At 63.4% G+C, this 24,597-nt stretch carries 21 protein-coding genes, 2 tRNA genes and 5 pseudogenes; 12 read left to right on the top strand and 16 right to left on the bottom strand.

Translation table 11 applies throughout. From position 1 onward, the window contains the following. Window positions 1–10 precede the first annotated feature (10 nt). A complete protein-coding gene (locus tag LK440_RS02385; protein ID WP_005015717.1) occupies window positions 11–994 on the top strand; it encodes an ABC transporter substrate-binding protein in 984 nt (327 codons plus the stop codon). Window positions 995–1,056: 62 nt separating this feature from the next. Here LK440_RS02385 and ffh read toward each other — a convergent pair whose 3' ends face one another. Then, a complete protein-coding gene (ffh, locus tag LK440_RS02380; protein WP_005015719.1) occupies window positions 1,057–2,469 on the bottom strand; it encodes a signal recognition particle protein in 1,413 nt (470 codons plus the stop codon). A 117-nt stretch (window positions 2,470–2,586) separates the two neighbouring features. Between ffh and LK440_RS02375 the strand changes: the two genes are divergently transcribed. Genes LK440_RS02375 through LK440_RS02360 form a run of 4 tightly spaced genes read left to right on the top strand, consistent with a single transcriptional unit; the run spans window position 2,587 to window position 4,952 of the window. Then, window positions 2,587–3,429, top strand: a complete 843-nt coding sequence (locus tag LK440_RS02375) for a cytochrome C assembly family protein (RefSeq protein ID WP_005015721.1) — start codon at window positions 2,587–2,589, stop codon at window positions 3,427–3,429. Between the two features lie 5 nt (window positions 3,430–3,434). Further along, the gene (locus LK440_RS02370) at window positions 3,435–3,683 is read left to right on the top strand and encodes a PP0621 family protein (RefSeq protein ID WP_025341212.1); all 249 of its coding nucleotides are present in this window, start codon (window positions 3,435–3,437) and stop codon (window positions 3,681–3,683) included. 54 nt (window positions 3,684–3,737) lie between these two features. After that, on the top strand, window positions 3,738–4,316 hold the full coding sequence (ampD, locus tag LK440_RS02365) for a 1,6-anhydro-N-acetylmuramyl-L-alanine amidase AmpD (protein WP_025341213.1): 579 nt from the start codon (window positions 3,738–3,740) through the stop codon (window positions 4,314–4,316). A gap of 15 nt (window positions 4,317–4,331) precedes the next feature. Next, on the top strand, window positions 4,332–4,952 hold the full coding sequence (locus LK440_RS02360) for a glutathione S-transferase family protein (protein WP_005015738.1): 621 nt from the start codon (window positions 4,332–4,334) through the stop codon (window positions 4,950–4,952). 65 nt (window positions 4,953–5,017) lie between these two features. Here the strand turns inward: LK440_RS02360 and LK440_RS02355 are convergent, their stop codons facing one another. The 3 genes from LK440_RS02355 to LK440_RS02345 are packed head-to-tail and all read right to left on the bottom strand — an operon-like array spanning window position 5,018 to window position 6,729. Further along, window positions 5,018–5,725, bottom strand: a complete 708-nt coding sequence (locus LK440_RS02355) for an ABC transporter ATP-binding protein (protein WP_005015741.1) — start codon at window positions 5,723–5,725, stop codon at window positions 5,018–5,020. 4 nt (window positions 5,726–5,729) lie between these two features. After that, window positions 5,730–6,452: an ABC transporter ATP-binding protein gene (locus tag LK440_RS02350; protein WP_005015743.1), complete on the bottom strand. Its 723-nt coding sequence runs from the start codon at window positions 6,450–6,452 to the stop codon at window positions 5,730–5,732. After that, window positions 6,439–6,729 carry an ABC transporter permease gene (locus LK440_RS02345; RefSeq protein WP_005015745.1) on the bottom strand — a complete coding sequence of 97 codons (291 nt, stop codon included), beginning with the start codon at window positions 6,727–6,729 and terminating at the stop codon, window positions 6,439–6,441. Before LK440_RS02345 ends, LK440_RS02350 begins: the two co-directional genes overlap by 14 nt. A gap of 75 nt (window positions 6,730–6,804) precedes the next feature. On the opposite strand from LK440_RS02345, the gene LK440_RS02340 reads away from it, so the two are divergent. Next, window positions 6,805–8,025, top strand: coding sequence for an ISL3 family transposase (locus LK440_RS02340; RefSeq protein WP_005015748.1), 1,221 nt, complete (start codon window positions 6,805–6,807; stop codon window positions 8,023–8,025). Between the two features lie 3 nt (window positions 8,026–8,028). On the opposite strand, the pseudogene LK440_RS02335 reads toward LK440_RS02340, so the two are convergent. From LK440_RS02335 to htpG, 6 genes and pseudogenes are all read right to left on the bottom strand, one after another. Beyond that, window positions 8,029–8,742: pseudogene (locus tag LK440_RS02335) on the bottom strand (branched-chain amino acid ABC transporter permease); the annotation flags it as partial. A 7-nt stretch (window positions 8,743–8,749) separates the two neighbouring features. Beyond that, a complete protein-coding gene (locus tag LK440_RS02330) occupies window positions 8,750–9,601 on the bottom strand; it encodes a branched-chain amino acid ABC transporter permease (protein ID WP_025341216.1) in 852 nt (283 codons plus the stop codon). A 51-nt stretch (window positions 9,602–9,652) separates the two neighbouring features. Further along, window positions 9,653–10,906 carry an ABC transporter substrate-binding protein gene (locus LK440_RS02325; RefSeq protein ID WP_005015753.1) on the bottom strand — a complete coding sequence of 418 codons (1,254 nt, stop codon included), beginning with the start codon at window positions 10,904–10,906 and terminating at the stop codon, window positions 9,653–9,655. A gap of 176 nt (window positions 10,907–11,082) precedes the next feature. Next, entirely contained in the window at window positions 11,083–11,871 is a 789-nt protein-coding gene (locus LK440_RS02320) for a putative hydro-lyase (RefSeq protein ID WP_005015755.1), read from the bottom strand. Window positions 11,872–11,990: 119 nt separating this feature from the next. Beyond that, the gene (locus tag LK440_RS02315; protein WP_005015757.1) at window positions 11,991–12,905 is read right to left on the bottom strand and encodes a LysR family transcriptional regulator; all 915 of its coding nucleotides are present in this window, start codon (window positions 12,903–12,905) and stop codon (window positions 11,991–11,993) included. A 132-nt stretch (window positions 12,906–13,037) separates the two neighbouring features. Then, complete coding sequence (htpG, locus tag LK440_RS02310; RefSeq protein ID WP_005015758.1) at window positions 13,038–14,930, bottom strand: molecular chaperone HtpG; 1,893 nt, start codon at window positions 14,928–14,930, stop codon at window positions 13,038–13,040. A gap of 185 nt (window positions 14,931–15,115) precedes the next feature. Here htpG and LK440_RS02305 point away from each other — a divergent pair, with 185 nt between their 5' ends. The 4 genes and pseudogenes from LK440_RS02305 to LK440_RS02290 all read left to right on the top strand — a co-directional run bounded on the left by LK440_RS02305 (window position 15,116) and on the right by LK440_RS02290 (window position 18,133). Further along, window positions 15,116–16,495 (top strand): uracil-xanthine permease family protein, encoded by a 1,380-nt coding sequence (locus LK440_RS02305; RefSeq protein ID WP_017685928.1) that lies wholly within the window; start codon window positions 15,116–15,118, stop codon window positions 16,493–16,495. 120 nt (window positions 16,496–16,615) lie between these two features. Beyond that, window positions 16,616–16,700: transfer RNA gene (locus LK440_RS02300), tRNA-Leu, on the top strand. A gap of 120 nt (window positions 16,701–16,820) precedes the next feature. Then, a pseudogene (locus tag LK440_RS02295) lies at window positions 16,821–17,218 on the top strand (site-specific integrase); the annotation flags it as partial. A gap of 55 nt (window positions 17,219–17,273) precedes the next feature. Beyond that, window positions 17,274–18,133 (top strand): annotated as a pseudogene (locus LK440_RS02290) (IS3 family transposase). Between the two features lie 16 nt (window positions 18,134–18,149). Here the strand turns inward: LK440_RS02290 and LK440_RS02285 are convergent. From LK440_RS02285 to LK440_RS02270, 4 genes and pseudogenes are all read right to left on the bottom strand, one after another. After that, window positions 18,150–18,371, bottom strand: a pseudogene (locus LK440_RS02285) (transposase); the annotation flags it as partial. Window positions 18,372–18,565: 194 nt separating this feature from the next. Continuing rightward, window positions 18,566–18,641 (bottom strand) — tRNA-Lys (locus tag LK440_RS02280). Window positions 18,642–18,825: 184 nt separating this feature from the next. Next, window positions 18,826–20,910 (bottom strand): annotated as a pseudogene (locus tag LK440_RS02275) (AsmA family protein). 126 nt (window positions 20,911–21,036) lie between these two features. Next, window positions 21,037–21,639, bottom strand: a complete 603-nt coding sequence (locus LK440_RS02270; RefSeq protein ID WP_005015774.1) for a DNA-3-methyladenine glycosylase I — start codon at window positions 21,637–21,639, stop codon at window positions 21,037–21,039. A gap of 133 nt (window positions 21,640–21,772) precedes the next feature. Between LK440_RS02270 and LK440_RS02265 the strand changes: the two genes are divergently transcribed. Next, window positions 21,773–22,231, top strand: coding sequence for a YkgJ family cysteine cluster protein (locus tag LK440_RS02265; RefSeq protein ID WP_005015778.1), 459 nt, complete (start codon window positions 21,773–21,775; stop codon window positions 22,229–22,231). A 1-nt stretch (window position 22,232) separates the two neighbouring features. Here LK440_RS02265 and LK440_RS02260 read toward each other — a convergent pair whose 3' ends face one another. Then, window positions 22,233–22,805: a FecR domain-containing protein gene (locus tag LK440_RS02260; protein ID WP_017685510.1), complete on the bottom strand. Its 573-nt coding sequence runs from the start codon at window positions 22,803–22,805 to the stop codon at window positions 22,233–22,235. Window positions 22,806–22,840: 35 nt separating this feature from the next. Next, window positions 22,841–23,650 (bottom strand): AraC family transcriptional regulator, encoded by an 810-nt coding sequence (locus LK440_RS02255; RefSeq protein WP_005015783.1) that lies wholly within the window; start codon window positions 23,648–23,650, stop codon window positions 22,841–22,843. Between the two features lie 85 nt (window positions 23,651–23,735). Between LK440_RS02255 and LK440_RS02250 the strand changes: the two genes are divergently transcribed. Next, window positions 23,736–24,539 (top strand): sulfite exporter TauE/SafE family protein, encoded by an 804-nt coding sequence (locus LK440_RS02250; protein WP_025341219.1) that lies wholly within the window; start codon window positions 23,736–23,738, stop codon window positions 24,537–24,539. Window positions 24,540–24,597 lie beyond the last annotated feature (58 nt).

Here is a 24,597-nt window from a genome sequence, read left to right as displayed (position 1 = left end):
AGGCTCTTCCATGCGCTTCTCTCACCTGCTGCAATCCAGCGTTCTGGCTGCTGCGTTGGCCTCCGGCGCCGCCCAGGCTCAGACGGTCATCCTCTACTCATCGAACAACACCGACACCATCGATACCGCGGTGGATGCCGTCAAAAAGACCATGCCCAAGCTGGACGTCAGGCCGCTCACCGGTGGCACCGGCACGCTGATGAAACGCATCGAGGCGGAAGCGCAAAACCCGCGCGGCGACCTCTTCTGGAGCGGCGGCTTCGGCACGCTGGGTGCCTATCGTGCCCAGCTGGAACCCTACACCCCCAAAGACATTGCGGCGATCCCGGCCGAGTTCCGCGGCCCGGACAATTTGTGGATGGGCACCAACGTTCATGTCATGGCGATGATGGTCAACGAACGCCAGCTAAAGGGAAGCGCCGCGCCGCTGACCTGGTCAGACCTGATGCAGCCCCAGTGGAAGGGTAAATTCGCCATTACGGACCCCTCCAAGAGTGGCACGGCCTATATGCTGGTCTACGGTTTGTACAAACAATTCGGCACTGAAGGCCTGGACAAGATCGCCGCCAATGCCGTGATCACCGGGTCATCAGGCACGACATACAAGGGCGTGGCGGCGGGCGAATACCCGGTCGGCCTGACCTTGGAATACGCGGCTCAGGAATACGTCGCCGGGGGCCAGAAAGAAATCAAACTGGTCTACCCGTCCGAAGGCAGCTACCTGGCGCCCGAAGGCATGTTCATCATAAAAGGCGCCAAAAACGCCGAGGCCGCGCGCCAGCTCTACGAGGGCCTGCTCAGCAAAGAAGCGCAAACCGCGCAGCTCGTGAAGAACTTCCGCCGTCCCTCGCGCAGCGACATCGAAGTCTCCAAGCTGACCACGCTGCCCGAGTTGGCCGCGATCAAGATCTTCCCCGTGGATCAACTGGAAGCAGCCGCGGACTACGAAAAAGTGATCGCCGCCTGGAACGCCGCCGTGGCCAAGGCCCGGTAAAACACGGCTCTTGGCCATGAAAGAAGGGGCTTGCGCCCCTTTTTTCATGGCGCAGGTGCGTTTTACCGGCCGAACCCGCCAAAACGGCCCATGCCCTTCAGGCCTCGCATGGCGCGCATCATCTTGGCCATGCCGCCTTTTTTCATCTGCTTCATCATGCCCTGCATCTGCTCGAACTGATTGAGCAGGCGGTTGACTTCCTGCACCGGCACGCCCGCGCCCGCGGCGATGCGGCGCTTGCGCGAGGCCTTGATGAGCTCGGGCTTGGCGCGCTCGCCTGCGGTCATGGAGTTCAGAATGCCTTCGGTGCGGCGCAACTGCTTCTCGGCCTGCCCGCCCTGCAACTGGCCGGCAGCCTGTTGAAACTGCGATGGCAGCTTCTCCAGCAGCGAATTCATGTCGCCCAGCTTTTTGACCGGGCCCAGTTGCTCGCGGAAGTCATTGAGGTCGAACTTGTCGCCCGACTTGATCTTCTTGGCGAGCTTCTCGGCCTCGGCGATGTCGATGTTTTTCTGCGCCTGCTCGACCAACGAGACGATGTCGCCCATGCCCAGCACCCGTTGCGCCATGCGCTCCGGGTGAAAGGCCTGCAGACCATCGAGCTTTTCCGATACGCCGACGAACTTCAATGGCTTGCCGGTGATGTGACGCACCGACAGCGCCGCGCCGCCGCGCGCGTCGCCGTCCAACTTGGTCAGCACCACACCGGTCAGCGGCAGCGCCTCGGCAAACGCCCGCGCGGTATTGACCGCATCCTGGCCCTGCATGGCGTCGACCACGAACAGCGTTTCCACCGGCTTGACCAGCGCATGCAACGCGGCAATCTCGCGCATCATGGCCTCGTCGATGCCCAGACGGCCGGCCGTGTCGACGATCAGCACGTCGTAATGATGGCGACGGGCATGCTCGACCGCATTGCGGGCGATGTCCTCGGGCTTCTGGCTCGGATCCGACGGCAGAAAATCCACGCCGACCTGAGCGGCCACGCTCTTGAGCTGGTCGATGGCCGCGGGACGATAGACGTCGGCCGAGACCACCAGCACCTTCTTTTTGCCCGTCTTGCGGCCGCCCTGGGTGTGTTCGCCCTCGGACAGCCAGCGAGCCAGCTTGCCGGTCGTGGTCGTCTTGCCGGCGCCTTGCAGGCCGGCCATGAGGATGACCGCCGGCGGCTGCACGGCCAGCGACAGCTCGCCGCTGCCCGGGCCCAGATCGCCCCCCATGAGGGAAGTCAGTTCTTTATGCACCACGCCGACCAGGGCCTGGCCCGGCGTCAGGCTGGAGGAGACGTCCTCGCCCAGGGCCTTTTCTTTGACGCGCGCCACGAAATCGCGCACCACGGGCAGGGCCACGTCGGCCTCCAGCAGCGCCATGCGCACCTCGCGCAGCATCTCCTGGGTGTTGGCCTCGGTCAGGCGGGCTTCGCCGCGCAGCGTCTTGACGACGCGCGACAGGCGTTGAGTAAGGTTATCGAGCATGAGAGGCGTTTCCGCTTAAACTAATTGATTGAACGGGACCGCGCTGGCCATAAAGGCCGGCAGCGGGCGATGTCAGCGGGTGACATTTGCCCTGCTCCCACCCAGACAACGGTTTTTATGTCATCAGGCATTGTATTTCACGCCGTGGCCGCACTGGTCTACGCCGTGCTGGGCGCCTCGATGTGGCGCCGCCTGCAGAAGGCCGGCAGCGTCGAACAGACCGGCAAGATTGCCCGGTTCTGCCTGCTTGGCGCCTTGGTCGTGCATGGCTATGCCCTGCGCGAGGCCATTTTGGGGACAGATCATATCTTCATCGGTTGGGCCCTCGCCCTGTCGGCGGCCATGTGGCTGGGTCTGATCATGTACTGGCTCGAGAGTTTCTTCATCCGTATCGATGGAGTGCAGTTGCTGCTGTTGCCCGCCGCCACGCTGGCAACCCTGCTGGCGGCCCTCTTTCCGCAGGGCGTGGCCGTACCGCACGTGGGCACGCCCTGGCTGCGCATACACCTTATCATTGCTTTGGCCGCCTATGGGTTAATCACCATCGCGGCCCTGCATGCGATGCTCATGGCCCTGCTGGACCGCCATCTGCACCGCCCGCTGGATGCGCCGGCCTCGCGCAGCATCATCGGCCGGGTGCTCGACGCCCAACCGCCGCTGCTCGTGCAAGAGCAACTCCTGTTTCGCATCATCTTCATCGGTTTTCTGGTGCTCAGTGCGGCGGTGGCGACCGGCTCGGTGGCGTCCATCCTCCTGACCGGGCGCATCCTGCCCTTCGATCACAAAACGATTTTTACCCTGCTGTCCTGGTTGACCTTCGGCGGGCTGTTGGTGGGCCGCCAGGTGCGCGGCTGGCGTGGCCGCGTGGCCCTGCGCTGGACGGTAGCGGGGTTCTGCTTTCTGATCCTTGCCTATACGGGCAGCCGTTTTGTGCTGGAAATGATTCTGCATCGGAGTTGACCCAGGTGGGCAAGATACTTTTCTGGTTCATCGCCATCCTGGTCATCCTGACCGGCTGGCGCATGCTCAATGCGCGCAATAGCCGCCGCGCGGCGCCCCCCCGGCGCCGCGCCACGCCGCCTGTGGCCAAACCCCCTGAAACCATGGTGCGGTGCGCCCATTGCGGCATCCATATACCGCGCTCGGAGGCCGTGCTGCAAAACGGCCAGACCTGGTGCAGCGTCGAGCACGCCCGGCTGGGCCCGCCGCGATAGGCAAGCTGCAAACGAGCCTGCATAATGCGGCTTGACCCTGAATCGCCCTTTGCCATGTCTTTGCAATTGGATCGCCACGGCTGGCTGCGTCCCGCCCCTGCCGTCACCCGCCTGCCCTCGCCCAACGTCGACGCCCGCCCGCCTGGTGCGCAGGTCAGTCTGCTGGTGGTGCACAACATCACGCTGCCGCCGGGCGAGTTCGGCGGGCCGTATGTCGCCGACCTTTTTCTCAACCGGCTCGATCTTGACGCTCACCCCTGGTTCGCGCGCCTGGCGGGTTTGCGCGTGAGCGCGCATTTTTTCATCCGCCGTGACGGCAGCATCGTGCAGTTCGCCTCCATCTACGATCGCGCCTGGCATGCCGGCGTGTCGCGCTTTGAAGGGCGCGAACGCTGCAATGATTTCTCGGTGGGGGTCGAACTCGAAGGCACTGACAGGCTGCCCTATACCGACACGCAATACGCCACCCTGAGCGAACTTGCACAACGCCTGCGCGCCCGCCTGCCTCTGCGCGCGGCCCGTGGCCATGAGCACATCGCTGCCGGCCGCAAGACCGACCCCGGGCCCAGCTTCGATTGGCCACGCTTTGCGCGTGGCGCAGGTTTCTTGCGGCGCGCACTGCCGCCGCGTTAACTCCAAGGACAGACCATGCTGAAGATCTGGGGACGGCTAAGCTCCGTCAACGTACAGAAAGTCGTCTGGGCCGTGCGCGAACTGGCGCTGCCCCACACCCTGACCGAAGCCGGTGGCGCTTTCGGCGGACTGGATACGCCTGAGTACGGGCGCATGAATCCCAACCGCCGAGTGCCTGTCATCGACGACGGCGGTTTTGTGCTGTGGGAGTCCAACGCCATCGTGCGCTATCTGGCCGCGCGCTACGGCGCCGGCAGTTTGTGGCCGGCCGACCCGTGTGTGCGCGCTGACGCCGACCGCTGGATGGACTGGCAGACGACCGAGTGGCAGCCTGCGCAGGGGCCGGCCTTTCTGGGCCTGATCCGCACCCCCGACGACAAGCGCGATGCGGCGGCCATCGAAGCCTCCATCAAGCGCTCGACGGCTTGCGCGCTGCTGTTGGATCAGGCCCTGCAAGGCAGGGACTTCATTGCCGGCCCGCAGTTCACCATGGGCGATATCACGCTGGGCTGCGCCACTCACCGTTGGTTCGGCCTGCCCATCGAGCGCCCCGACACGCCCCATCTGGCGGCATGGTACCGCCGCCTGATGATGCGCCCGGCGGTACAGGGTGTGCTGACGCTGCCCTTGAGCTGACCGCCCCGGTGTGCCGGCTGCCCTCCGCCGGCACACCCCCCTGCTGCCGGATCTGCGCGCAGCGCCTACATTCCCAGATACGCCTGCCGCACCTCATCGGAGGCGGCCAGCTCTTCGGCTCCGCCTTGCAGGGCGACGCGGCCGCTTTGCATGACGTACGCCCGGCTGGCGACTTCCAGCGCCTGGTTCATGTTCTGCTCGACCAGCAGCACCGACAGGCCATCGTCACGGTTCAGTGCGGCCAACGCATCGAAAACCTGCTCGACCAATAGCGGCGACAGGCCCAGACTGGGCTCGTCGATCAGCAAAAGACGCGGACCACTCATGAGGGCGCGGCCGATGGCCAGCATCTGGCGCTCGCCGCCCGACATTGTGCCGGCCAACTGCTCCTGACGCTCTTTCAGGCGCGGAAACAGGTCATAGACCCGCTGCAGGCGTTCGGCGAACACCGCCTCATCGCGCACCGTATGCGCACCTAGCCGCAGATTCTGCGCCACCGACTGGCGCGCAAAGACCCGCGCGCCTTCCGGAATCAGGGCAATGCCCTGGGCGACGAGATGCTGAGGCGGCGTACCCGTGATGTCACGCCCCTCGAAACTCACCCGCCCGCTTTTCGGCCGCACCGCGCCCACGATGGCCATCAACGTGCTGGACTTGCCCGCGCCATTGGCGCCCAAGAGCGCGGTGATTTCGCCGGCTCGTACCTGCAATGACAGATCGCGCACGGCCTGGACGCCACCATAGGCCACGCTCAGGTTTTCCACTTCGAGCATCATGTCAGACACGGTGCTTTCTCCCCAGATAGGCTTCGATCACGGCGGGGTGACGCACAATGTCCTGCGGCGGTCCTTCGGCGATCATCTGCCCGAAATTGAGTACCAGCACCCGTTGCGCCAGCCGCATCACGACCTCCAGCACGTGCTCGACGATGATCAACGTCACCCCTGCGGCGTGGATTCCCCGCAAAATCTCGGCCAGCGCAATGGCTTCGGAAGGATTCAGGCCACCCGCCACTTCATCGAGCAGCAGCATGCGCGGCTCGGTGGCAAGCGCCCGTGCGAGCTCCACGCGTTTTTGTCCGGCCACGTTAAGCCCCGAGGCCTTGACGTCGTGCCGCTCGGCCAGACCCACGAGCTCCAGCACGCGCATGGCCTCTCGGCGCGCATCGGCCAGACGAGGGTGGCGCAGCAGCGCCCCCACCATGGCGTTTTCCAACACGGTCATCTGGCCGAAGCTGCGCGGGATCTGGTACGTGCGCACCAACCCCAGGGCTGCGACCTGTTCGGGCTGCTTGCCGGCCAGCGGCTCGCCATGGAAAGTCACTGACCCCGAGGTCGGCTCATGCTGCCCGACCAGGCCGTTGAACAGCGTGCTCTTACCCGCGCCGTTGGGCCCGATGATGGCAACGATCTCGCCCTGCTCGACCGACAGCGATATATCCTTGTTGGCGACCAGGCCGCCAAAGCGCTTGGTCAGGTCCTTGACTTCAAGTAGTGCCACGACGCCTCCTCAGGGTCACCAGGCCGCCCGGCAGAAAAAGCGTGACCAGCAAGATGGCCAGGCCAAAGATCAGCAGATCCAGCCCCAGGCCCGAGCTGCCCCAGGCAACGCGCGTGCCTTCGGACAGCGGCAGCAGCAGTGCCGCGCCCAGCCAGGGCCCGACCAAGGTCCCCACCCCGCCCAAAATGGTGACCAGCACCACCTGCACCGACATGGTCAGACTGAACATGGACTCCGGGTCGATGAACCCCACGTACATGGCAAAAAAACGGTTCATCGCGGAATAGCGTGGAGCCGTGCTTGATTGCCGTTACGCTTGATCCTTGATTTTTCAAGGATCAAGGCCGGGATCATGCTGGACCGCAAGACGATCGAGAGGTTGGGTGGGTGGGAAGGTTATCGGGTGGAGCGGGTCGTGTGGCCTGAAGGTGAGAGCCGGACGGTCACGATTTACCTGAAGCCTTCAGCGCGAACGATGCACTGCGAGCACTGCGGCAACCGATGTCGGCAGGTGCATGAGACGACCACGCGCCGGGTGCGGGATCTGCCGCTAATGGCGCTGCGAGTGACGCTGGTAGTGCCGCGTCGGCGGGTCTGGTGCGAGCAGTGCGGTGGACCGCATCTGGAGAGGCTGAGCTGGCTGGGCCGTTACCAGCGAGTGACCGACCGGCTGGCCGAGGCGGTCAGCCAGTTGCTTGAGTCCAGCAACATTCTGGCCGTGGCGCGCTTCTTCCAACTGGGTTGGCACACGGTCAAGGCGCTGGACAAGGCCCTGCTGCGACGGGCGATCCAAGAGCCGGACTGGAGCCAGATCCACTACCTAGCGATGGACGAGTTCGCTCTACACAAGGGCCATCGTTATGCCACGGTCGTTGTCGATCCGATCCGCCGTCAGGTGCTATGGATCGGTGATGGCCGCTCGCGCGAGACGGCCAGAGCCTTCTTCGAACAACTGCCAACAGGAGTTGCCCAGCAGATCCGGGCCGTAGCGATCGACATGACGACGGCCTATGAGCTGGAGATCCAGGCCAACTGCCCCAACGCCGAGATCGTCTACGACCTGTTCCACGTCGTGGCCAAGTACGGCCGTGAAGTGATAGACCGGGTGCGTGTAGACCAAGCGAACCAGTTGCGGCACGACAAGCCGGCCCGCCGGGTGATCAAGTCCAGTCGCTGGCTACTGCTGCGCAATCGCAAAAACCTCGATCCGTGCCAATCGGTAAAGTTGGACGAGTTGCTCCAGGCCAACCAGCCCTTGCTCACCGCTTATCTGATGCGCGATGAGCTCAAACAGCTGTGGTTCTACCAACACCCCGGCTACGCCCGCCAGGCATGGGATCACTGGCTGCAACAGGCTCAGGGCAGCGGCATCGCCGCCTTGGCTCACTTCGCGCTCAAGCTAAAAGCCTATCTGCACGGGATTCTGTCTCGCTGTCGCCACCGGCTCAACACCAGCATCGTCGAGGGCATCAACAACACCATCAAAATCATCAAGCGCCGCGCCTACGGCTACCGCGATCAGGAGTACTTCTTCCTCAAGATCCGGTCTGCATTCCCCGGTATTCCTCGATGAACCAAAAAAACCGCCCCACACGCCCGTCATCCCGGCCGACAACACAAAGGCCAGCATCTTGTAGCGATCCGCGGGCACGCCCAGACTGCGTGCCGCGGCCTCATCACCGTTGATGGCGCGCCAATAGAAACCGGTGCGCGAATGCACCAGCAGATAGGTGCACAGAAAGGTCAGAAAGGCCAGGCCAAGGGCAATCCAGTAATAGGGCACTTTGGTACGAAACAGCAGCATCCACGGCGCATCGGCAATGGGTGCCTCCAGGCCGACCGCACCGCCCGCCCAGTCCCAGTTGACCATCAGCAACAGGCCGATCTGCAGCAGGGCGATCGTGGCCATCGCGAAATAGTGGCCCGACAGCCGCAAGGTGGGCCCGCCCACCAGCCAGGCCAGCGCGGCGTTGATCACGCCGCCCAACGGAATACCCACCAATGGCGTGAGCTTCAGATGCTGCAGCAGCAGCAAGGTCGTATAGGCCCCCACGCCGATGAACACACCATGCCCGAACGAAATGCGGCCCAGAAAGCCACCCACCAGGTTCCAGCAGGCACCCAGCGCGCCGAACATGATGGCCAGCAGCAAGACCTGTAACGTAAACGCATCGCTGACGACCAAAGGCAGAAGCGCCAGCAACAACGCGATCACCAATGCCACGGCCATGGGCCACTTGGTCAGGCCCGCTTCACCGGGAGCCAGGGTTTGTTTGTCTGTTTGCGTCATCGACATCTCACCACCGCCCGAACAGCCCACGCGGGCGATACCACAGCACCAGGATAAAGAGGATGAACACGCTCACGGTCTTGAGCACCGGCGCCACGAAGTAGCCCGTCATCGCCTCGATGATTCCGATCAGAATGCCGGCGATAAAAGCGCCTGGCAGCGAACCGAAGCCGCCCATGCAGACCGCGACGAAGGCCAGAAGACCGAACACCGTGCCCACCGACGGAAACACATAAAAGAAGGTCGTGAGCAACGCGCCTGCCAGGCCAACGGCGGCACTGCCCAGCATCCAGACCTGCGCATTGACGCGGTCGGGCGAAATCCCCACCAGCGCCGCCACGTCCCGGTCCTCGGCCACGGCCTGCAGGGCATGCCCCCAACATGTGCGATACACCAGGAAAAACAGCGCCACCACCATGGCCAGCGCCACCAGGCCCGTGACCACTTGCGGACGACCCAGCGATACGCCGGCCAGGCTCACGCTGCCGGAGATCAGCGTATCGGGCAGGCTGCGGTAGTCCGGCGAAAACGCAATGAAGGCCAGTTGACGCAGCACCAGACCCAGGCCGAACGTGGCCAGAATCACCGCCATGGCCGGCCCTTTCTGCAGGCGCTTGATGATCAGGGCATACGTCAGAAAACCGACGAAAGCCAGCACGATGGCCACCAGCGGCGCCGACAGCGTCGGATCCAGATGGCCCAGGGTATACATCCAATAGGCCGAGTACATGCCCAACATCAAAAACTCGCCATGGGCGAAGTTGATGACGTCGGTGATGCCCCAGATCAAGGCCAGACCAACGGCGACGGCCGCATAGATCAGCCCGTTGAACAGGCCGGCCGAAAGCGCTTCAAACATGTCGAACTCCCCGAGGCGGCCCCGCGCGGCCGCCTCCGTCACGCAAGAGGTTTACTTCCAGCTAAAGGGCAGCGTGGGCAGATTCTTGTCGGTGCGATACTTCTCGGGCCAGACAGTCTGGTAGCTGCTGCCCTTGAGTTCGAGAATGAGGCCGGCACCCTTGGTGTTCTGCCCCTTGTCGTCGAACTTCACGCCAGCCCAGGGCATGGCAACCTGCGACTCGCCCAGATCGGTGGCGATCAAGGCCCGGCGAATGGCCTCGGGTTCGGTCGAGCCGGCACGATTGATGGCATCGGCCAGCACCAGCACCCCCTGCATGGAGCGCGCATTGTTGCCATTGAGCTCCTTGCCGGTCTTGGCCTTGTACATATCGTTGATCTTCTTCAGGCCCGCCTTGGCCGCGGCCACATCGCTGCCCCACACATCGCGCGACAGCACGCCCTGCACCTGCGGGCCGACTTCCTGCACAAACCGCGAATCGATGAAACCCGCGTCATTGGCCAGGAAAACCGGCGGCGCATACTTGCTCTCGCGCATGGTGCGCACGAACAGCATGGCGTCGGAGGTATAGCTCGCAAAGATCGCCACATCGGGCTTGGCAGCAGCCAGCTTCTGCACCTCGGCCGTCACCGAGGCCGAACCGGCGCTGTAGGCGATATTGGCCACCAGTTGGCGGTTGTACTGCTTGGCGAACTTCTCGACCGCCTTGAAGGTATTCACACCGAAGTCGGTGTTCTCGTACACCACGGCGATCTTGGCCGTGGGCACGGCCTTGATACCATCGAGAAACTGCATCATGTTCTCGACAAAGGTGTCGTCGTTGGGCGAGGTACGGAAAAACCACTTGTAGCCGCGCTCGGTCAGGTCCGGGCTGCTGGACTCGCCATTGAGGTAGGGAATGCCGCGCTGCTCGGCAATGCGGCTGGCGGTCTTGGTCACGGCGGACTGATAGGCGCCGGTCAAGGCCACCACTTTTTCCTGATCCAGCAGCCGCTGCGCATCGGCCATGCCGACCTCGGGCTTGCCTTGCGAGTCACCGAAAATCACCTCCAGCTTGGCGCCGCCCAACCCGGGCAGGCCACTGCCGGCGGCCAGAGGAATGCCCTCGAGCTCTGGATGCGGGTTGTTGATGATATCGACGGCCAGCTCGACGGCAGCCTTGATCTCCGCGCCCGTCGACGCCAGCGCCCCGCTCAACGGATAGATGGCGCCGATGCGCACGGTCTTGTCCGCCGCCTGCGCGCCCAAGGCCGCGCAGGCCAGCGCCACAGCCGCGGCTGCACTTGCGTAGCGTTTCATCTTCATCACTCGACTCCTGAAAAATACTTCTGTGTAGAAAGCAGATCGGGAGCGCCGCGCCGGACAGCGGCTCGGCACCTGGCCGCAGAGACGTCGCGGCTCAAAGCCTTGTCGCATCGCGTCCTTTGAAGGATCGTTGGTTCACTAAAACGGATGAAACAGATACCGTAGGTCGGTGTCGCTCAAAGGATGGCCACGCGGCTATTCAGCAAATCGGTAACCAGCATGTGGTCGGGCGCGTGCGTGATGCAGAACTCCGGCCTGACGGCCGCCACCACGGACTGCGGCGTCACCCCGCACGCCCAGAACACCGGTACCTCGCCCTCGCGGATCTCGACCGCATCACCATAGTCGGGTCGATTGATATCGGCAATCCCGATAAACGAGGGGTCGCCAAAATGCACGGGTGCCCCATGCACCGACGGAAAACGCGACGTCACCTGAATCGCGCGAATGGCGTCGGCCGCCTTGAGCGGGCGCATCGACACCACCAGCGGCCCGCCAAACACCCCCGCCTGGCGCGTGGGCACATTGGTGCGGTACATCGGCACATTGCAGCCCTGTTCGATGTGGCGCACCGGCAGCCCGTTGTCCAGCATGGCTTCCTCGAACGAGAACGAGCAGCCAATCAGAAACGACACCAGATCATCGCGCCAGACATCGCGCACATCCGTGGGCTCGGCCACCAGCTCGCCGTTTTTCCAGATGCGATAGCGTGCGATATCGGTACGGATATCGATGTCCTCGCCCAACAGCGGCAGGCTGGGGTTGCCCGGCTCGGACATGGCAAGCAGCGGGCAGGGCTTGGGGTTGAGCTGACAGAAGTGCAGAAAATCGGCCGCCAACGCCGCCGGCAAAATGGCGAGATTGGCCTGGACATGGCCGGGCGCGACATTGGCCGTGGGGCCGGTGTGTTTGCCGCTGCGCGCATCCAGACGCGCCTGATACGCGAGCTTGGCCGACGGTGCCATGAAAATTCCCTTGTGATGTTTTTTGGCTTATTGGTAGGCATTGCACCTGAAGCTTTCACAAGCGTCTAATCACATCTTGCGATACGGGCCGATCACGTTTTCTTATCAGGGTTAAACCCTTAAGGGAAAACACTAGCGCGGCGCTGGCTGTCGGCGTGCGCGATCTCCTGTGCCATGCGCGCGAGCACCTCGGGCACATGGCTGTCGGGCCCGCGCATCCAGCTGGCGGTGTGATGCAAGGGCGGCAGATCGCGCGCCTTGACCTGCAGCAGGCGCAGCTCGCCCTGGTTGAGCGCTTCGCGCAGAAAAATCGGAGCGATCACCGCCGTGCCGATGCCATCCATGGCCATGCGCACAATCACGCTAAGCGCCGAACTTCCATACATGCGCGGCGCTTTGACGCCTGCTTCCTGCAACGCGTGGCGCACGGCACGGTGCGGCTCGGTGGTCGCGCTATACGTGATGATGGGCCACTGCGCCAGATGCTTGAGTGCCACCGGCTGACGGCCAACCTTCAGCTTCGGGCTGGCCAGCCACGACAACGGGTAGTCGCACAGAAACAGATTGTCGGCGCGTTCATCCTTGAGCGGCCCCAGCAGAAACGCCAGGTCGATCTGGTGCGAGACCAGTTGCGCCTCCAGCGCCGTGGTGGTGTCGACCTGGATCTCGACCATGAGCGCCGGATAGACATCGTGCAGACCCTCCATGAAGCGCGGCAGCCAGGTATGCACCAGGGTCTCCGACACTCCCAGACGCAAGGTGCCGCTCATCACGTTCTTGGCCACCGCGGCGGCCTGCATGTCATGGCGCATCTGCAGCATGCGCTCGGCATGCGACAGCAGCTCCTGCCCCTTGGCCGTCAGCCGGATGCCGCGCGTATCGCGCTCGAACAGACGTACCTTGAGGTCGGCCTCCAGGCTGGCGATGCGCTGCGAGATGGCTGGTTGCGTGGCGTTGAGCTTCTCGGCCGCCGCCCGAAAGCCGCCCAGCGTGGCCACCCAGAAAAAGGTCTCGATATTGCGCAGATCTATCATCGCGGCAGCTACCCGATCCGGAAACCTGCATTCTAGAACGGTGCGGCGATCCCGCGCCTGTGCGCGCCAATGCAAAGCGGACCCCGCAGGGTCCGCTTCCCGGGCCGGCCGCGCGTGCGGCCTGGCGGCCCCTTACACCTTGAGCAGCAGGGCGTTCAGCCGCTTGACGAAGGCCGCCGGATCGGCGATTTGCGCGCCTTCGGCCAAAAGCGCCTGATCCAGCAGCAACTGCGCCCACGCCGCAAAGTCCGCCTCCGGCACATCCCGGATACGGGCAATGAGTGCGTGCTCGGGGTTGATCTCCAGCACAGGCTTGACCTCGGGGGCCTCCTGGCCGGCAGCCTTGAGCATGCGCAGCAGATGCGGGCTCAGGTCATTCTGCCCCACCACAACGCACGCCGGCGAATCCACCAGGCGCAGCGTCACGCGCACCTCCTTGACATGCTCGCCCAACGCAGCCTGCAAACGCTCGACCAGCGGCTTGAACGACTCAGCCACCTCGGTCTGCTTCTTCTTTTCTTCCTCGTCGGCGAGCTCGGCCAGATCCAGACCGCCCTTGGCCACCGACACCAGCGACTTGCCATCGAACTCGCGCAGATGCGAGAGCATCCACTCGTCCACGCGGTCCCACAACAACAGCACCTCGATACCCTTTTTGCGGAAAATCTCCAGGTGCGGGCTGTTACTGGCGGCCGAGAAACTATCGGCGGTGACGTAGTAGATCTTGTCCTGACCTTCCTTCATGCGGCCCAAGTACTCGTCCAACGACACGGTCTGCGCCGCATCGCCGGACTGCGTCGACGCAAAACGCAGCAGCTTGGCAATGCGTTCCTGGTTGGACGGATCTTCGCCCACCCCCTCCTTGAGCACCTGGCCAAACTCGTTCCAGAACGCGGCGTAATCGTCCTTGCGGTTCTCGGCCAGATCCTCCAGCAACGACAGAATGCGCTTGGCCGACCCCTCGCGGATGGCGCGCACGTCACGGCTTTCCTGCAGAATCTCGCGCGAGACGTTCAACGGCAGATCGGCCGAATCGATCACCCCGCGCACAAAGCGCAGATAGGCCGGCAGCAGTTGCTCGGCGTCGTCCATGATGAACACGCGCTTGACGTACAACTTGACCCCGCGGCGCGCGTCCCGGTCCCACAGATCGAACGGCGCCTGGCGCGGCACATACAGCAGCTGGGTATATTCACTGCGGCCCTCGACGCGATTGTGCGTCCAGGCCAGCGGGTCCTCGAAATCATGCGAGACCGTCTTGTAGAACTCGCGATACTGCTCGTCGCTGATCTCGCCCTTGCTGCGCGTCCACAGCGCATTGGCCTGGTTGACCGTCTCCCACTCATCGCGCACGACCTGCTCGCCCTTGTCCGCGTCCCACTCCTCTTTCTTCATCTGGATGGGCAGCGAAATATGGTCGGAATAGCGGCGCAGAATCTCGCGCAGCTTCCAGCCATTGAGAAACTCATCCTCGTCGGCACGCAGATGCAGCACCACGTCCGTGCCGCGGCTGGCCTTTTGCGCCGGTGCAATCGAAAACTCGCCCTGGCCGTCCGACTCCCACAGAATCGCGTCGTCCGCGCCTGCGCGGCGGCTCAACACACTGACCTTGTCGGCCACGATGAACGACGAATAAAACCCCACGCCAAACTGGCCGATGAGCTGCGCGTCCTTTTGCTTGTCGCCCGTCAGTTGCGAGAAAAACTCGCGCGTGCCCGAGCGGGCGATCGTGCCCAGATTGGCGATGGCCTCCTCGCGCGACAGGCCGATGCCGTTGTCCGCAATGGTGATCGTGCGCGCTGCCTTGTCGTAGCTGACGCGGATGGCCAGCTCGCCGTCGCCGGCCAGCAGGTCGGGCTGGTCGATGGCTTCAAAGCGCAGCTTGTCGCAGGCATCCGAAGCGTTCGACACCAGCTCGCGCAGAAAGATCTCCTTGTTGCTGTACAAGGAATGGATCATCAGGTGCAGCAACTGCTTGACCTCGGCCTGGAATCCCAGGGTTTCGGACGTGGCGTTTTGAGTCATGGTGGTGATCGTTGGCTAAATGGATAGTGAAAAGGCGGCGGCCCGCCAGGCCCTCTCGACATGGGGATGGCTCGGACCGATTTCAAGAGTCTAGCCGCAGCCCCAGTTGCGCCCCTGCCGGGGCGCCGCCCCGGAAATCGGTAAAATCCCGCACTTTCTTCGGCCCATCCAACGCTCTTTACACCATGAGCTCCGCTCCTCTACCTGCCTCCCCGCCTGCCCAGGCCGCCCCTGACCTCGTCTTCGGCCCCAACGATCGCCCCTCGGCGCCCGTGACCTTCATCGCCGCCTTGCAGCATCTGCTGGCCATCCTGGTGCCCATCGTCACCTCCGGCCTGCTCATCTGCCAGGCCCTGGGCGTCCCCAGCCGCGACACCACCCTCATCGTCTCGATGTCGCTGGTCATCTCGGGCATCGCCACCTACGTCCAATGCCACCGCTTCGGCCCCTTTGGCGCCGGCCTGCTCATCGTGCAAGGCACCAGCTTCAACTTCGTCGGGCCCCTGATCGCCGGCGGCAGCCTCATGGTCAAACAAGGCAGCCCCGTCGAAGCCGTCATGGCCGCCATCTTTGGCGTGGTAATCGCCGGCTCCTTCGTCGAAATGGGCATCTCGCGCATCCTGCCCTTCGTCAAACGCCTCATCACTCCCCTGGTCACCGGCATCGTCGTGCTGCTCATCGGGCTGACGCTCATCAAAGTCGGCCTCATCAGCATGGGCGGCGGCTTTGCCGCCATGCAAAACGGCACCTTCGCCAACGCCGAGAACCTCCTGCTCTCCGGCCTCGTCCTGGGCACCATCATCGTGCTCAACCGCGTGCCCGTCACCTGGGTGCGCAGCGCCGCCCTGGTCATCGCCCTGGCCATCGGCTACCTGGCCGCCGCCTACCTCGGCCGGCTCGACCTGAGCAGCGCGCGCGACGCCGCCCTCTTCCAGGTACCCGTCCCCCTGCACTTCGGCCTGGCCTTCTCCTGGCCGCTTTTCGTGCCCATGCTCATCATCTACCTGGTCACCTCGCTCGAAGCCATCGGCGACATCACCGCCACCAGCCAGGTCTCACGCCAACCCGTCCAGGGCCCGCAATGGATGCAGCGCATCAAAGGCGGCGTGCTGGTCAATGGCGCCAACTCGCTGCTGGCAGGCGTCTTCAACACCTTCCCCAGCTCCGTCTTCGCCCAAAACAACGGCGTCATCCAGCTCACCGGCATCGCCAGCCGCCGCGTCGGCATCTGGATCGCCGCCATGCTCATCATCCTTGGCCTCTTCCCCAGCGTAGCGGGCATCCTCCAAGCCGTGCCCGAACCCGTTCTGGGCGGCGCCGCCATGGTCATGTTCGGCGCCGTCGCCGCCTCGGGCATCAACATCCTGGCCGGCATCCGCCTGGACCGCCGCGCCCTGCTCATCATCGCCGTCTCTCTGGCCCTCGGCTTGGGCGTATCCCAAGTGCCGGAATTCCTCGCCCACATGCCCCACGCCCTCAAAAGCGTCCTCGAATCCGGCGTGGCCACCGGCGGCATCTGCGCCCTGCTGATGAACTGGTTCCTCCCCGAACCCCGTCAGGAATAAGCCTCACGGGGGCTCCGAAAACAACGTTTCTCGCAGCCCCCTGGCAAACTCGCCAGGATCACGTATAATGGCGGACTTTCTTGCCAGCCTGACCTGAATCATCAGGACAGCGCATCCCCCGCCCGGGTGGTGAAATTGGTAGACGCAGGGGACTCAAAATCCCCCGCCGCAAGGCGTGCCGGTTCGATTCCGGCCCCGGGCACCACTTAAAAATTCCTAGTGTTTACAAACATCTAGCGCGATTTTTAGTCTTTCCCTAGCACTAGGGGATTTTCCAAGTTTGTGAGCCAGGTACAGTGGCGAAGCACCGAGCGTACTTTCGGAGCGCCTGCTGGCAGCCGTCGATGCCACTCCAACCCCATGTTCAGTTGGATCGTACGCATCGCGCTGGAAACCGGCATGCGGCTCTTCAAGATCGGCGGCCTACGCATGAGCTAAGTAGATCTGCAAAAACGCGTCGTGCGCCTGGACATCACCAAGAACTCATCGCCACGCACCGTGCCCCTCACCAAAGCGGCGACGGCGGCGTTTCAGACGGCCACGGATAACCCCACCCGACCGCCCGAAACCGATCTGGTGTTCTTTGGTGACCCGGGGCGCGATGGCGTGCGACAGCCGTATCTATTCGATAAGGCGAGGACGGATGCGAAGAAAGAAGTGGGACTGACGGATTTCCGGTTTCATGACCTCAGGCACGAGGCGGTGAGCCGACTGGTGGAAGCGGTGATCTGCTCCCCGTGATTAGTACGAAATCGATGTAGAGTCCGTTCCCAAAGGAATGGCAATGAAGAAACGATTTACGGAAGAGCAAATCATCGGCGTGCTCAAGGAAGCCGATGCAGGTGCCAAGCCCGCAGAGTTGTGCCGCAAGCATGGAATCTCCGAGGCAACGTACTACAACTGGAAGGCGAAGTTCGGTGGCATGACGGTGTCGGACGCTCAGAGGCTCAAGGAGCTGGAGCAGGAGAACAACAAGCTCAAGAAGCTGTTGGCCGAGTCGATGCTGGACAAGGCGGCGCTTCAGGATCTGCTAAGCCGAAAGTAGTCAGCCCGCAGGCCAAACGCGAGGCGGTCAGGACATTAATGACCGAGCGCGTGGTTCGCCCAGCGGCAATCGCGCCGAATCAGAGTTGGTCAATGGACTTTGTGGCCGACGGCCTAGCCTATGGCCGCCGATTCCGCTGTTTGACTATCGTCGATGACTACACTCGCGAATGCCTGGCCATCGAGGTCGATACGTCGTTGCCGGGACTGCGTGTTGCCATGGTGCTGCAACGGCTGGCGGAGATGCGTGGCCTGCCGCGATCTATTACCGTGGACAACGGGCCAGAGTTCGCCGGAAGAGCCTTGGACGTCTGGGCCTACCAAGCAGGCGTAAAGCTGTCGTTTATTCGGCCGGGTAAGCCGGTGGAGAACGCTTATATCGAAAGTTTCAACGGCAAGTTCCGCGACGAATGCCTTAACGAGCACTGGTTCTTGTCCCTGCGACAGGCTAAAAGCTTGATCGAAAACTGGCGAGTCGAGTACAACACCGATCGGCCTCACAGCGCGCTCGGATATTTAACGCCGGCGCAATTCGTGCAGGCTCATCAGAAAGAAGGTCTTTTACCCCTGTGCTCTATGTCGGTGCCGTACTAAATCTGGGGGCAGGTCACCTCTCCTCGACATACATCTTGCGAAGCCGGGCGTTCTCAGCCTCCAGCTCCTTCATCCGCGACATCATTGACACATCCATGCCGCCGAACTTGGACCGCCATTTGTAGAACGTTGCTGAACTGATTCCCAGCTCGCGGCACAACTCGGGCACTGCCAAGCCTGCCTCGGCCCGCTTAATCGCTTCGATGATCTGGCTGTCCGTAAATCTCGACTTCTTCACGCGGTAGAACTCCTCAACGAGAAAATTCTACTTCTGACCGTCTGAATCCACATCATCGCTTTTGCGGGGGGATTACCGTCACTGCCAGAGTCCGCCAAAACACCGGAGTGCGTTAGAAGTGCGGTCAAAATTCCCAGAAAGCAAAAAGCCCACCGCAATCGGTGGGCTAAGTGCTTGATACTACTAGAGAATTCTGGTGGGCTGTGAGTGGCTCGAACACTCGACCTACGGATTAAGAGTCCGCTGCTCTACCAACTGAGCTAACAGCCCGGCGCATGCAGTGTTATCACCGAGGAAATGTGCAAGCAATTCATGGCCCCGAGGGGTTTGATACGCTTGCCTTATTTCGCTGTAGAACCGCTGCAATTGCGAGAGGCCGAATTATACATAGATTTTCCGGCTTGTCCAACCGGGGTCCAAAAAAGGCTCCAAAACATGGGTTGCGCTCGCCCACTCATTTCTTGGCGGGCGGCTGCTTTAAGCGCTGAAAGAGCTCGCTGCATTGGTTGTCCTGAGGCGAGCTGGGGACGATGAGGGCCAGCAGGCCGGCTGCCGGGGTCAGGAGCACGCCCAAGGCGACGGCGCCTGCGCCGCGGGCGGCCAGGGGCAGGACGTGCACGCCGGTGTCGGGATGCTTGAAGGTGCCGCGCACGTACAGCGGCGAGCGCAGCGAGAACAGGCGAAAGCCTTTGCTCTCCGGCGAGATGTCCAGGTCCATGGCTTCGGTGCGGAAGTTGATGCTGCCGTCGATGGTGATGATGGCGTTTTCGGTATCGAACACAAACAGGCGCGTGTCCATGACGCCGGATTTCATCTGCAGGTCGGCGGCGCCGCAATTGATCTTGACCTCGTCGTCGCCAAACAATTTGCTGACCACATAGTTGCCCACGTTAAGGCCGGCAATCTCCATGAGCGCGCGGCTGATGACGCCTTCGTTGACCAGCAACTGGGTGTCGCCAGTGGCGGTGCCCAGCAAGGCGGCCACGGAGTTGCCGCTCCCCGAGAGCGTAGCGTCGCCGTTGAGTTCGCCCAGCGTGCGCTCCATGGACTGCATTTTGGGGAACAGCTCTTTGAGCTGCAGATTGCGGGCTGCCATGTTGATGCGCCCCGCCATCGGCGATTTGGATCCGTCCAGGCTGAGCTTGCCGTTGAGCCGCCCGCCGGCCATGTTAAAGCGCAGCGGGTCCAGCGTCAGTTGGCCATCCTGCATGAGCACGCCCACGTTCAGGTTGCTCAACGGCAGGGAGTCGCCGTGGATGATGCGTGCGGCCGATAGTTTGACGTCGGCGTCCATGTCGTGCCAGCGATCGGTGCGGAACTCCTGCACCGGCAAGACCTTGTCGGCCGGCTGGGCCACGGTTTTTTCTCCCTCGGCCTTCAGGCTTTTGGCGGTAGTGCCCGCCCCCGATTTCACGCCTGCCAGGGGCCCGAGGTCAGCCATGCGCAACAAATTGGAGGATAGCTGACCTGTCAGTTTGGGACGTGGCGCTTGCATGGCGAAGCTGATGTCGCCATGCAGATCGCTGTTGCCCACCTTGCCGTTGAAGTCGCGGTAATGAAACACCGGGCCGGCGGCCTCGTGCAGGCGGGCTTGCAGGTGGCCATCGGTAGAGTAAGGCGGGGTGTCGGGCAATGTCACGCCAGTCAGGGCGTGCAGATTGGCCATCGAGGCGCCGGAGAGTTTCAAACGCAGATCCAGCGCGCCCAGTTGCATCGGATCGGTCAACGTACCCACGATCGACGCCTTGGTCGACCCCGTGCTCACCTCGGCCTGAATCGGGAAAGGCTGCGAGGCATCGCGCAAGGCCAGCATGCCCCCTACCTTGCCCTCGCCCTGCACGGGCAAGTCTTTGTATTTGCCCTTGACCTTCCAGCCAAAGACATAGTCGGGCGGCTGTGGTTCGGCGGCCTTGTCCGCCGCTGCCGGGGCATCCTTCTTGGCCAAGGCGTTGCCGGCCAATTCGGCAAAGGGCACGGGCTTGCCCAGCGGGTCGATCAGCACCTCGAGGTCGGCTTTCAGGAGCGCATCCTGATACCCGACTCTGCCCTGATCAAAGCCGATTTCGTTGATGTCGATGGTCCAGGGCGAGGGCTTGCCGGTATCCGGCATCACAAAGACCCAGTTGGCCTGCCCGTCGGCCTGGCGTTCGAGATTGGCGCTGGGGTGGGTGAGTTGCACCTGGCGGATGACCACATGGCGCGCCAACAATGGCAATGGCGACAGGGTAAAGCTGGCGCGCTCGAGGGTGGCCAGGGCCGGGGCCTTGCCCCACGGCGCATTGGCGATGGTGATGTCAGAGGCGGAAATGCGCGGCCACGGCAGCCAGGAACGCCATCCGGTTTCTTCGGCCTAGCGCTCCCATTTCACGCTTAAGTCACCCTGGATGGCAAAGGGCCGGCCGATGGCCGCCGACACCTTTTCGTTGACGGTGGGTTTGAAGCGGTTCCAGTCCAGATTGCTGATCACGACTGCGGCGACCACGGGCAGGGCCAGCAGTACGACGAGGATTGCAACAAGGATCTTGCGCCGGGTTGTCATTGTTTATGCGCCTTGGATCGCGCCCCGGCAAGCACCGCGCCCCCGGAAGCCTCCCTGTCAGGGTATCGCAGTCGCCGCGCGGGATAAACCCCGACGCAGCGTCAGGATACAAAGCGCAATCAGTGGTCACGCACTCGGGCGCTTGAAGTGGCTGCGCGCATGCGCGCACGCTTGTTGCGCAAAGCATTCGGCATGATGGTCGTTGACCATGCCGATCGATTGCATGAAGGCATAGACCGTGGTCGGCCCGACGAAAGACCAGCCCAGGTTCTTCAGGGCTTTGGACAACGCGATGGCTTCGGCCGTCGGCGCGCCGTCGGTCAACGGCCGGTCCGGCCCTTCGAAGCGCCAGAAAAAAGCCGCCAGCGAACCTTCACGCTCGCGCATCTCGCGTGCACGCCGCGCATTGTTGATGATGGCTTCTATCTTGCCTCGGTGCCTGACGATGCCGGCGTCTTGCACCAGCCGCTCGACGTCCTCCCGGCCAAACCGGGCGATTGCGTCGATGTCAAAGCCAGCAAAGGCCTGCCGGTAGCCGTCGCGCTTGTTCAGGATGGTGCGCCAGCTCAAACCCGATTGCATGCCTTCAAGGCAGATCTGCTCGAACAGGTGCCGGTCATCGGCACTGGGGCGCCCCCACTCCTGATCGTGATAGTCGCAGTAGATGACGGATTGATCGACCCAACCGCAGCGCGGATGGCCATCGGGAAAGTCCTTGCGAGCGTCCATGGCGAAATTATCAGATTGACGAAAGGGTCATTCTGACGGGCTTGGCCAGCCCCGGCAATCGGGCCCCGGCCGCCCTGCTACTATTGCGCGTCGGCGAGCCAGCGGCGCGGCGCCGACCTGTACGGATCTCGCCATGACGCGACTCACCCCTGACCCCACCACCATTGTTTCCCTGGCTGATCTGAGCGGACAGCCCCTGGCCAATCCCTGCCTGAGCTGCGGCGCCTGCTGCGCCCACTTCCGCGTGTCTTTCTACTTCGGTGAGGTGGATGTGCATGGCGGCCTGGTGCCCGAGGCGCTGGTCACCCAGATCAGCCCGTCGCGCGTCTGCATGAAGGGTACGGAGCAAGGCTCCGGCCGCTGCATATCGCTGCGCGGCGAACTGGGTCAACCCGGCATTCATTGTGCCATTTACGAAAACCGCTCCACACCCTGTCGCGAGTTCGATATGTGGCAAGCCGATGGCAGCGCCAACCCGGACTGTCAGCGGCTGCGCGCGCAGTTGGGCCTGGCGCCACTGGGCGCGCGGCCCGACGCGGAAAATGACCCGCAGGGCCCGTCCACGCCCTCGGATCAGCCGCGAGCCGCCTGAGTCAGTTTCCCGCGCCTATGCTGGCCGGGTCGATCGGGCGGACCTCATGGCGCACTTTCTTCAGGTCTACGTCCACGGCCTGGCCCGCGGACAACTCGACGAACTCACGCGGCCCGGCAGATTGGGTGCGCACCTTGACCTCGCCCTGCTTGACGCGCACGATCAGGTGCCCGGCGTCGAGCTTGACGTCGAAAATCGTGTCGGGAGTCGCCATGGCCGACGCCAACACGTTGACTTCATTGACCCCCATGCGCACATTCAGGTTGGTGCGGAACTTGTACACCACGCGGAAGTAGACCTGCCCGTGGTCCAGGATGACATCCCGGCGCCGCGGATAAACCGCCACACCCAGTTCGGTGCCGCCCGCCGCGACGATTTCCGTGCCGTCTTCGAGGGTGATGGTCCGCGATTGGCCGGCGGGCGTATCCACCTGCACGCTGAACTGCGGGCTGCTCTCGCGCAGCACCCAGTTGGCGGTAAAGGCCAGCGCCAACAACAGCGCAAGCACCAGAAACACGACAGCCAGCAGGTGTTTGCGCCAGAAAGGACGAGAATCGATGCGGGACTCGGACATGGCAGAGGACTCAAACGGAAGAAACAATGCGCGGATTATAGAAAGCCTGCCTCGGGGTGGCCCGCGACAAACGGACGCGCACCACGCACCAACGACGATGGCGGACGGCCCAGCACGCGGCGCACCATGGTGGAAAAGGCCGCCGGACTCTCGTAGCCCAGATCCAGCGCCACCGTCGTCACCCCCACCCCGCGCGCCAACTCAGCCAGGGCCTGCCCCAGGCAGGCGCGCTGGCGCCATTGCGCAAACGACATGCCGGTGGCGCGGCGAAAACGCCTCAACAGGGTCCGCTCGCTCAATGCCAGCCGCCGCGCCCAATCGGCAGGACGCTCATCGATGCGCGGGGCGCGCATGAAAGCCAGGCAGGCGTCGTTAAACTGCGGATCATCCTGGGGCAAGGGGATATGCAGCGGCAGGCTTGGAGCACGTGCCACCTCATGCAGCAGCAGCGCCACCAACGCCCCGTCGCGCCCGCGTTCGTCATAGCGCAGCGGCATGTCCACCGCCTCGAGCAGAAGCTGCCGCAGCAGCGGGCTGACTTCGAGCACTTCGCATGCGTGCGTCGGGCGCGGCGCCCGCTCCGGCTCTATATAGACACTGCGCGTGCTCACGCCCAGCATGCGCACCCGATGTTCCACCCCCGCCGGGATCCACAAGGCCTGGCCGCTGGGCACGACCCATGCTCCCTTGCCTGCCGCTACCTGCATCAGTCCGGTGGCGCCGTAGAGCAATTGGGCGCGCCGGTGACAATGCCAATCCAGCAGCAGGCCGTCCGGGTAGTAGGTCCCGATGGCCAGCACGGCCCTGTCCGTGGCCTCGATGGGGGCGATGCCGATATTACGCATGGCGAAAACTCGAATATGGATGGCAGAAATTCGAATGTACGCCAAAGCGGCGTGGCGTATCGTCACCCTCAATACGGGAGCAGGCATGACTTTTTACGTAATTCTGGCGGTTTTTGGTGTCCTGGCAGGCGTGACCACCCTGCTGTTCGGCTTCGGCGGCGGCTTTGTGGTGGTGCCGCTGCTCTATCAGGGCTTGCTGGCCACCCATGCGCCGGGCACTCCCGAGGCAGCCTCGGCCATGCACATCGCCATTGCGACCTCGACGTGCGTGATGATGGTCTCGGCTGGCCTGGCCACCCGGCGGCGCATTCATCTGCTGCAATGGTCCTGGATTTGGCCGCTGGCCGGCTACATCGCGCTGGGCGCGCTATTGGGTGCGTCGTTGGCGGTCCTGGCAAGTGGTAGCCTGTTGCGGTGGGCGTTTCTGATTTATCTGGGGATCACGATTGCCGATTGCCTGCTGCGCAAGGGTTTTCTGGAGGGCGCACCCGCGCGCTCCCTGGGACCTGCCGCCACGGCGGGCACGGGCATCGGCATCGGGGCGATCGCGAGTTTTCTCGGCGTGGGCGGCAGCGTCATGACGGTGCCCCTCATGCGCCGGCGCGGCCTGGACATGGCCTCGTCCAGCGCCATGGCCAACCCGCTGAGCCTGCCGGTGGTGGTCGTGGGCACGCTGGCCTATGTGCTTCTGGCGTGGCGGCACGCCGGCTCGATCGGCCCCTGGCATGCCGGTTATGTCGATCTGCGCGCCTTTGCCGTGCTCACGCTCAGCGCCTACGCCGGCATTCGGCTGTCGGCACCACTGGCTGGCCGCATACCCGACCGCCTGCACGCCCGCATCTATATTGGCCTGCTGGTGCTCGTCTTTGTCGTAATGGCGCTACGCTGAACGCCTCCGGCTTTCCCGAAAACTGGGAACAACGCACCCAGGCTTCCCAAACGCGGCC

The organism is Bordetella holmesii (assembly GCF_020735985.1).
Classification (GTDB): Bacteria; Pseudomonadota; Gammaproteobacteria; order Burkholderiales; family Burkholderiaceae_B; genus Bordetella; species Bordetella holmesii.
This window is presented reverse-complemented; position numbering and strand designations above follow the sequence as displayed.

Bases quoted from the DNA above. Each gene is read 5' to 3' on its own strand.
- LK440_RS02385 (WP_005015717.1), top strand. From the start codon at position 11: ATGCGCTTCTCTCACCTGCTGCAATCCAGCGTTCTGGCTGCTGCGTTG.
- ffh (WP_005015719.1), bottom strand. From the start codon at position 2,469: ATGCTCGATAACCTTACTCAACGCCTGTCGCGCGTCGTCAAGACGCTG.
- LK440_RS02375 (WP_005015721.1), top strand. From the start codon at position 2,587: ATGTCATCAGGCATTGTATTTCACGCCGTGGCCGCACTGGTCTACGCC.
- ampD (WP_025341213.1), top strand. From the start codon at position 3,738: ATGTCTTTGCAATTGGATCGCCACGGCTGGCTGCGTCCCGCCCCTGCC.
- LK440_RS02360 (WP_005015738.1), top strand. From the start codon at position 4,332: ATGCTGAAGATCTGGGGACGGCTAAGCTCCGTCAACGTACAGAAAGTC.
- LK440_RS02355 (WP_005015741.1), bottom strand. From the start codon at position 5,725: ATGCTCGAAGTGGAAAACCTGAGCGTGGCCTATGGTGGCGTCCAGGCC.
- LK440_RS02345 (WP_005015745.1), bottom strand. From the start codon at position 6,729: ATGAACCGTTTTTTTGCCATGTACGTGGGGTTCATCGACCCGGAGTCC.
- LK440_RS02340 (WP_005015748.1), top strand. From the start codon at position 6,805: ATGCTGGACCGCAAGACGATCGAGAGGTTGGGTGGGTGGGAAGGTTAT.
- LK440_RS02330 (WP_025341216.1), bottom strand. From the start codon at position 9,601: ATGTTTGAAGCGCTTTCGGCCGGCCTGTTCAACGGGCTGATCTATGCG.
- LK440_RS02325 (WP_005015753.1), bottom strand. From the start codon at position 10,906: ATGAAGATGAAACGCTACGCAAGTGCAGCCGCGGCTGTGGCGCTGGCC.
- LK440_RS02320 (WP_005015755.1), bottom strand. From the start codon at position 11,871: ATGGCACCGTCGGCCAAGCTCGCGTATCAGGCGCGTCTGGATGCGCGC.
- LK440_RS02315 (WP_005015757.1), bottom strand. From the start codon at position 12,905: ATGATAGATCTGCGCAATATCGAGACCTTTTTCTGGGTGGCCACGCTG.
- htpG (WP_005015758.1), bottom strand. From the start codon at position 14,930: ATGACTCAAAACGCCACGTCCGAAACCCTGGGATTCCAGGCCGAGGTC.
- LK440_RS02305 (WP_017685928.1), top strand. From the start codon at position 15,116: ATGAGCTCCGCTCCTCTACCTGCCTCCCCGCCTGCCCAGGCCGCCCCT.
- LK440_RS02270 (WP_005015774.1), bottom strand. From the start codon at position 21,639: ATGGACGCTCGCAAGGACTTTCCCGATGGCCATCCGCGCTGCGGTTGG.
- LK440_RS02265 (WP_005015778.1), top strand. From the start codon at position 21,773: ATGACGCGACTCACCCCTGACCCCACCACCATTGTTTCCCTGGCTGAT.
- LK440_RS02260 (WP_017685510.1), bottom strand. From the start codon at position 22,805: ATGTCCGAGTCCCGCATCGATTCTCGTCCTTTCTGGCGCAAACACCTG.
- LK440_RS02255 (WP_005015783.1), bottom strand. From the start codon at position 23,650: ATGCGTAATATCGGCATCGCCCCCATCGAGGCCACGGACAGGGCCGTG.
- LK440_RS02250 (WP_025341219.1), top strand. From the start codon at position 23,736: ATGACTTTTTACGTAATTCTGGCGGTTTTTGGTGTCCTGGCAGGCGTG.